Source organism: Helicobacter bilis, from assembly GCF_900198365.1.
Classification (GTDB): Bacteria; Campylobacterota; Campylobacteria; order Campylobacterales; family Helicobacteraceae; genus Helicobacter_A; species Helicobacter_A bilis_B.
Window position 1 is genome coordinate 1 of sequence record NZ_FZMS01000098.1, and the last position, 8,747, is coordinate 8,747.

3 protein-coding genes are annotated in these 8,747 nt (G+C 32.7%); all 3 read right to left on the reverse strand.

Features of this window, described 5'->3' with window-relative positions; translation table 11 throughout:
• A partial coding sequence (locus C6H08_RS12185) for an ADP-ribosyltransferase-containing protein (RefSeq protein ID WP_459178058.1) occupies positions 1-938 on the reverse strand: 938 nt, incomplete at its 3' end.
• Between the two features lie 435 nt (positions 939-1,373).
• On the reverse strand, positions 1,374-3,809 hold the full coding sequence (locus C6H08_RS10745; RefSeq protein ID WP_034580107.1) for a DNA methyltransferase: 2,436 nt from the start codon (positions 3,807-3,809) through the stop codon (positions 1,374-1,376).
• Between the two features lie 24 nt (positions 3,810-3,833).
• Positions 3,834-8,729 carry an SAM-dependent methyltransferase gene (locus C6H08_RS10750; RefSeq protein WP_034580108.1) on the reverse strand — a complete coding sequence of 1,632 codons (4,896 nt, stop codon included), beginning with the start codon at positions 8,727-8,729 and terminating at the stop codon, positions 3,834-3,836.
• Positions 8,730-8,747: the final 18 nt, after the last annotated feature.

Genomic DNA, 8,747 nt, shown 5'->3' on the forward strand with positions numbered 1-8,747 from the left:
TCTGTATAGCTTCCTTTATTGTCAATATGCTTTATTTGATTGCTATCAAAGACTACAATCGTGTCGCCTAGCTCTTTTATCCCATCGTATCCTAATTTTTTCAGTTCATTTTTAAATACTTCTGCCTTGCTTCTATATCTATCAAAATTTGTATCCTTTAGCATATTGAAAACATTAATTTCATTTCCCCACTTTTGCAAGGTATCTAGCATAAACTCATAATCATCTTTGCTAAAAATCTTTTTAAGCACTTCTAAATTTTTCTCATCATTGAAATCAAATATATTTTTTGCCTTGAGAAAAACTTTATATCCGTGCTTCCCTGCTTGATTGCCTCTAGCCCTAGCGTATAAATCTGCATCATTTGCATCACTACTAAACCAAAATCCCCATTTTGTTTGGTCTTTTTCACTTAAAAATACTTCAAAAGGTTTATCAGTTTCACTTCCGTGATAAAACACTTTAGGCAGTCCGTTTTCATCTTTTGTTAAAGGGCTTGAGTCTTTATGCCACTCTAGCAAGTCTTTTGCCTTTTTCTCATCATAGTTAAACTTCTCTTGTGTTTGTTGTAAGGGAAGTGTTGTTATATCATTATCTATTGCTGTGTTTATCTCATTACTTCCTTTCTCTTTATTCTCATTCTCTTTACCAAACTTCCCCCTTACAATATCTTCAAAGTCATCACCATATATAGCCTTTAATCTCTCTATTTCAGAATCACTTGCCCTGCCTAAAAAGCTATGCAATTCTGCTTGTCTTACTAGCATTTCATTCAAACTATTTCTAAGCTCTGCTACACTCTCTTTGTTGGCAATCTCTTTTTCATAAGCCTTTTTTGCTTTTTCTCTTGTATCTTTTGCTTTTTGTATCTGCCCTTGTAATTCTTTTATATATTCATCACTTATAAGCTTATTGTAGCCATTATGAAATCTTTGCATATAGTTTTTATCTGTATATGCAGCATCTCTTATATCTAGGCTTGTAGCAATACTTAAAGCTTCATTTAAATCTTTACCTAAATAAAAGTCAATACCTCTGTGTCCTTTTTTTGCTAAGATATTTAATCCACGATATTCACATATTACTTTAAGGTTATCACTAGACTTTGCAAAGTCTTGTATGATTGCATTTAGCTTTTCATTAGCTAAAGATTCAGGACTTTTTTCTTTTTCTTTCTTTTTGTCTTTACTCTCTTTTGTTATCTGTGTAGCCCTTGTTGCGTCTTTATTGTTTAATGTGTTCTCATCTTTTATTGTGTCTGCTTTTGTTATATTCTCTTGTTCTGTTTTATTCTGTATCTTTGTCTTATTACTATCTTTAGCAAAGTTTATTTTCTCATTTCCAAAGCTTATCGTAGTATTGCATTAAGTTTCTTAAAATAATGTGAGTTGTTTGCCTTGCTTAGGTTTTAGTCGCCATTCACCTGTTTTCTCATCTACCACTTCTGCTAATCCATCTTCTAGAATCTCTTTAATAAATCTTTCATCAGGGGTTACCCCATTAGTAAGTTTAGGTATGATTTCAAAGCAAATATCACTAAAAAACACAGCTTTATTTTCCTTTTTACATTTATTAAAATAATTCACTAAAAAATATTTTGCCTTCATTTCTAGTGGAATCTTTGGCTCTAGGGCTTCAGTGCAATGATATTTCCCACTCTCTTTGTCATAGTCAAAATGCTGTAATACGAAGTATTTCATATCTGTGATTTCTAAATATTCATCTAAAAAGCCTTCATTCATAGCAGTAACGATTAATGCGTCATTAATCTCTGCTAGTGTTGCACCATTTTTTTCTATAATCTCTGTTTTAGCAACTTCTAAGAGTGTTTTTGTATTATCACCTAGTTTTGCTTTTATCTCTGTGTCTTTGTTTTTTACCTTTCTAAAATACACCATAAGCTGTCCGCTTACAATCGTTGCGGCAAATTGTCGTTGCTTAAAAGTTGTTTGCCCATTGCTCTGTCTCATTGTCCCTGCATATTCAAAGCCAATCTCTTCTGCACTCGTGCGTAATATCTGCCAAAGTCTAGGGTCTTGATGTTGAAAAACAAAGACAAGCCATCTGTTAAACTTTAATACACGATACATTTCTTTTAAACTCTTTACCATTAGTTCATAATAATCCTCTCTTGTTTTATCTAAACTTCCCTTTTCTATACATTCCTTCTCCCTTATCTCTTTATCCACAGGTAAATCAAGCCATGCATTCCACATAGTAGATAAATCTAAATAGGGAATCTTAGCTCCATAAGGTGGATCAGTATAGATAAAATCTATGCTTTGTGATTCTATTTCTTTTAAGTTTGTTGCATCGGCTTGAAATATCTTTTCGCCATTATTTTTAGATTCTATAGAATCTAGTTTGTCTAAACTGCCCCTATCTCTTAGCATTGCTCCATTGAAGTCTTTAATTACTGATTTTATGGGCTGGTAATAGGCTTTATAAAATTTAGATTGCTGAGATGGGCTTGGTTGCAATTCTTTTTTGCCTTTGATCGCTCTGTTGATTTTGCCTTGAAAAATATCTGCGGTATTTAAAAAATCTGGGCGTGGTGCTATTCTATAACGATAATATCTCGTTATAGCGGATGCTGGTCCTCCATTGGGTGTATTGTGATAGGTGAGATTAATGAGTGTCAGTGTATTATAAAACGCAAGTAAAAGACTATATCGTAATCCCCTTTTTTTTATTCTATTTGCCTTAGTGCCGCTTGGTGTAGTTTTCTTAAAGATTAATCGTCTTAGAATGGCTAATTCTACTAATTGTTTTTTACTAAAAAGTTTTAATACAGAATCTACATCACTTCCTTTAGGCAAAATCTCATCTTGCGGAATCCAAAGAATAGAATCTTGCTCTTTTTGACTAGCAATCTCTCCAAATTCACTATCGATTGCATTAGGATAATATTTCGCATTTTTTAGAATCTCTTTTGCTTCTTTCTCAATTTTAGGCTTTTGATTCTCAAACTCTTCTAAAATCTCTTGTGTGCTAGTGTAGAGTAAATCTAAATCGCATTCAACACTTAATGCTTTAGTCATAAAAATACTTAAGGGATTTAAATCTGTGTGGATTCCAACTCTTCCATTCATCATCGCTTCGATAGCAGTAACTCCACTACCTCCAAAAGGATCTAGCACTACATCACCTTCATTTGTAAAAGCCTGTATATGCTTTTCTACTATGTCCCAGCTTTGTCTTGTGAAATACGCATTACAGCCAAAGTATCTTGCCTTTGCTTGTTTTTGTGGATTTTTAATCTCTTTTGGAATCTCTGCTTTTAAATACCAGCTATCTGGTTTTTTACTTGTCTGTGCTTTTTGTATCTCTTCTTTTAAGAAAAAGCTTTGTAATATAGAAAACTTAGAATCTAGCTCTTTTAAATCAATATCAAACACAATATTAGATAGCTCATAAACAATAAATCTCTTTCCATTACACAAAGCAAAAAACTTACAATCAAAGCCTACCGCATAGCTTACCACTTGATTATAAGCATCACTGCCTTTGCCTATATCTTTATGCGGTGCTTTTGCATCTAAAATGCAATACATCTTAGAATCTACATAAAGCGTATAATCAGGTGTTAAATCTGCTTCAATCTTTTTATTACTGCCGATTTGGAAATCTGCTTTTTTATTATGTGATAGCTGACATTCAAGTCTAGATTCTAAAGCTTGTTTAGAATCTTTTAGTCTAAATCCAAGCTTTTTCAAAAGTGGTGCAATAATTAATTCCCTAACAGAATCTTCCTTAAAGTTTTGTAAAAATTCTTTATTATCAAATTGTGTAAAATCAAAATCCAACATAATTTTCCTTTATTATGAAAATATTTACTGCAATGCTGTATTTCCCAATATAATAGTGTTCAATGATGTAATGTGGCAATCTTTTTGATAACGATATATTAAACTATAAATGTGTGTTTTTGTCTCTTTATATTCTGCTATCCTTTTTTCTATTGTTTCAGGTTTCCAAGCAACCTCTAAGGATTGTAAATACTCTCTTAAGTCAAGCTCATCATCACTTCCCCCATCATTTTTTATAAACTTGTCTTTTTCTGTATCATATCTTACAGCACCCATTTGACTATCTGTAATATCTTGTGTAGTCTTTACTTCACTCTCTAAGTCTTTTAATGAATGCGTATTATTATCTTTTAGTCTTAATGTATCAAAATCATATTTTCTATTTAAATAAGGCATTAAATCAAAGTTAGAAAAGTCAATGCCCTCTTTATTTATAACATGCACTATATCCCCAAACTGCCCTTTACCAACTTTCATTTCACCGAGAACATTTTGTGGGTTATCTACAAAGTATTTGCTTACAGGTATGCCATTTAACTCTGTTGTCTCTATCCATGAGTTATCTAGCTTTTTAGCTTCAGCGGCACTTACCTTTTTAAAGACAAGTATATCAGTCGTTACACTTGCGTCTTTAAAAGCATTATTTGGCAGTCTTACTCCCCCTAGAAACTTTGCATTCTTAGCTATTTCTTTACGCACTAAGTCATTACTAGAATCCATAAAGCTTTTTGTTACTATCTGTATGCTAATGCCACCAACTCTTAATTTATCAATACCCCTTTTCATAAAGTAGTTATGAGCTGAAGCACTAAAAGCCTCATCTCTAATAATAAAATTACTATAAGGGGGATTCCCTATAACTAAATCATAAAAGTCATCTTTTGCAAATTTAGAGTTTTGGAATCCTGCATTATCTATCTTAAAGTAGGGATATATAGTCTGTGATAATTTAGCAGTAAAAGGGTCAAGCTCAATGCCTACTACATTAGCATTTGAGTGAAACTGCCCTAAGAATCTACCACTCCCACTGCTAGGCTCTAGTATTAAATGATTATTGTTTAATCCTAAATCCTTAGCAAGTTTTACCATAGATTCTACAATAGGTGTAGGTGTGTAGTAAGCATCACCTGCCCTGCGGAATAAATAATCAGCGTCTATCTTTGCTCCAACAGATTCACTCAAACTCTCTAAAAGCTTATTAAGGCTATCTAGTCTCTCACCTTTTTCTTTTATCACTTGATATAATTCATTACTTGCCTTGCCAAAGCCCCTAAAATTACTCAAAATCTTTTTTTCATCATCAGTTGCTACTCTGCCACTCTTTAGTATGTCATCAAGTAAGCTAAGAGATTCTATATTTGCATCATATAAGGCTTTTTGTCCTTTTAAGTCTTGTATTTCCCCTAGTTTAAACTCTTTATTGAGTGTTGCTAATTCTTCAGGGTTTAGAATCCCTGCTGGATTGCTATCACTTTCTATATTTTCTAATTCTTTTGGACTTTGTTTTGGTTTTGGTTTTTGACTTTTTTCTGCTTTTGTGGTAGGATTAGGTTTAGCAAGTGAAATAGCTTCGGTAGGCTTTTGCTCTGCATTTTGTAGAGTAGTGGTAGCAGGTTCGACTCCTGCCCTTGCTTCTTTATATACACCTTCATTAAAATCATTTGTATTTACTTTTTTTGTAGTGATTAGAAAGTTGCCTTTTTCATCAGAGTTTAAAACAATTAAATTCATCTTATCTTTATTTATTTTGTCTGCAAATGGAATAACAAAGCCATCGCCACCGCCTGTGTAAGCAGTTTTTGCTTCATTTACAATCTGCGGTATTTCTAGCTTTTCTTCCATTCTTAAGGCTTGATTATATTGCCCTTTTCTATTCTGTGAAATATGCCCTGCTGTTGATTTTGTGATAAATACATTCGCATTATTATTATGATTTAGTAATGATTTTAATTCATCATTAAGAGTTGCTATTTTCAAAACATCTGGGGCGTTTTGATACTCTTTTTTCTCAACAGATTCTAAAAATCCCCTTAACTCATCTTGTGTCGCAATTGGCAGATTATCTAACTCATCTTTTGAGAGTTTGCTCGTTACTTTTTTGCTTAATGCGGTATTATTCTGTATCGCTTTCTGTGTCTCTCTTACACTCCTGCCACTCTCTTTTGCTTCATCTATTATTTCTCGTGTAGTCTTTGGTGTTTCTTTTTCATGTGTGTTTGCAGGTATTTCCTTGTCATGTTGAGCGTTAAGCGAAACATCTTTATTTGTTTGTGGATAGTCAAATCTATGTAAGCCTTTTTCTTGGACTAGATTATAGGCTTTTTTGACTTCTTTTAATGCTTTTTTAATGTTACTTATCTTATATATTTCTGCAGGATATGGTGCTTTATGTAAATAAAGAAAAGCTTCTTTAATATATGGCAGCAAACCGGTCATTCCACGGCCAAGTTGCTGCCTTTCTTCAATGGTTAAAACACCAGCATCAGCAATTGCTTTAGTATCAATTTTTAATATATCATCTTTTAAAGTTCTAGCCTCGTTAAAATCTTTGATTGCCTTAACTATATACATTAAATTTTCAGGTTTGTCGATATTTTTTATTAATGATATTTCTTTGCTTCCATATTCATGATTATCATATTCTTTTAAGAAATTATCGATTATTTCTTTATCAGTGAGTTTTTTGGGTTTTACTTGTGGTGTAGATTGTGTGTCTATGTCTTGTGTGGCAACTTTAGATTCTATATTTGTGTTAGAATCCTTTTTACCTTTTTTCTTTAGAGATACATTTCTGTGTATTCTAGCCCTTGAGTTACCCCTATCATCGTTTCCATCATGCTTATATCGCTTGTTGTCAGTCTCATTAGGTCTGATTCTAGCATTATGTCCTTGTGTATCTCTGCTAATATTAGCATTGGTTTCAATGTCGCTGCTGCTATGGCTAGAGTCATCTCGTATATCTCTTTTTTCATGAGTTTTTTCATTCCACTCTTGTGCCATCTCTTTTGTGCTTGGTGCATACTCATTGCTAATTCCATTGTCTCTTTCTGCAAGGCTTTCTGTGTCCTTATTTCCTTGTGGATTATTGCTCGTGCGTGTAGCAGTCCATTCAGTGTCAGCCCCATTCTCTCTTTGAGTAGCTTCATGTCTATTGTCTGTGCTGCTGTTTTCTTTTTCTGTGTTGTTTGTTGTGTTTGCGTATTGTTTTGTGTTTGCATGTGTATCCTTTATTTTTTGTGATTGTATTGTATCTTTAAATTTATTAACAATATGATTATTATCTAGCTCCCATTCCTTTAGACTTTTTGCAAAGTCTTCTGCAACGCCACTGCTAATCTTATTATTACTTAAAGCAATGCTTTTTTCAGTATTTTGAAATTCTTTAAAAATGCTTTTATCCCAATCAATATCCTTATTAGCCTTTAATTCTTTAAGTATGCTTTCATAATCATCATATAAATCCTTATTTTTAAGCTTAAAGAAAATTTCTTTCATGGCATATTGGTCTAAATCGCTAAAATCTTTATATTTCTTATCTTTGCTTTTATTTGCATGTTTTACAATTCTCTCAATTTCATCAATGATTAAATCTTGCCTAGATTGCAGGGCAGAAGTAAAGCTATCAAATAATTGTATTTTGTCTTTTTTGCTTAGATTTTTGCCTTGCATATTATTTATAGTTTCAAAAAAGCGTGTTGTATCTAAGTTTTCAAGGTGTAAATGTTGGTTTTGCTCTCTTATGCCTTCACTTTGATTTATTGCTTGTGTATTCTCTTGTGTTTCTTTTTGTGTTACAGGTTCTTGTGTGCTTTTAGATTCTATCTCTTTACTTATTTCCTGTTTTGTGGTAGGATTTTGTGTGTCTCTGCTGGTGGAAGACAGGAAATCTGTAGAAGCTTTATGTGCTGAGGAATCTCGAAGCTCGGGAGACACTTTGTCAATAAATATTTCTTTTGCATTTTTTAATTTATTTAACAAAGTATTATGTTTTTTTGGACTAAGTGTTACATTTAAGAAATTTTCCCCATAATCACGACTCACATTCACAAAAAATAAATTATCTGTCATTGTCCTTGCAAATATTAAATCGTTTTGCTCGTCAATAAACGCCGCTTCAGGTTTTGAAAAAGTTTCTCGTATTTGTGGGATATATTTTTCTCTACCATTTTCTACCAATTTCAACAAATCTTTAAAATTGACTTTAATATCTTTACCTATGGCTTCCCTTACTTCTTGTGGAATGCTTGGAATAAATGTGTCATCTAAGCTTTTAAGGTTAAATGTATCTAGCCATTGTTGTTGCACTTCTTTTGTAAGTATGTGTTCCTTACCCTTTTTGTCTGTAAAGTGAATGTCTTTTGGCTTTGTTGGGAACATCTCTTTTAACAAATCTTTATATGCTTTTTCAAACATAGGGTAAGTTGTGTGTGTATGATGCCTTATAGTGTCAGCAACATTAAGCATTTCTTTGAAATATTCCCTTTTTAGCTCATTATCCTTAAACATATTTGCCATGTCTATAAATCTTTGTGCGGCAGTCTCATCATGTTGTAGATTAACTTTTAAGGCTTGTAGGGCTTCCCTTTCTTTATCCATAAATTCATCGAATTTTTCTGTCTGCCCTGCATTTATCTGTTCTATTAACTCTCTTTGTCTTGGCTCTTCTGCCACTACCTTTTTTATTGCCTTTCCCTTATCGCTTAATGCAAAGTCTGGCATATTTATTATTTCTTTATTGTCAAGGAATTTATAGCTAAAAAGTTTGGGGTTGCTAATATCGTAATTCTCGTTTTCTTGCCAAACTCTCTTTCTCAAATCTTGTCTAACAAAGCTTTCATGTTGCAAAGGCTTAGAATCTAGCACATTACTCAACCTATCCACTTCCACTGCTTTATTTTCACTAGGCTTATTATATGGCAATAGCTTTATCTCTTTTGT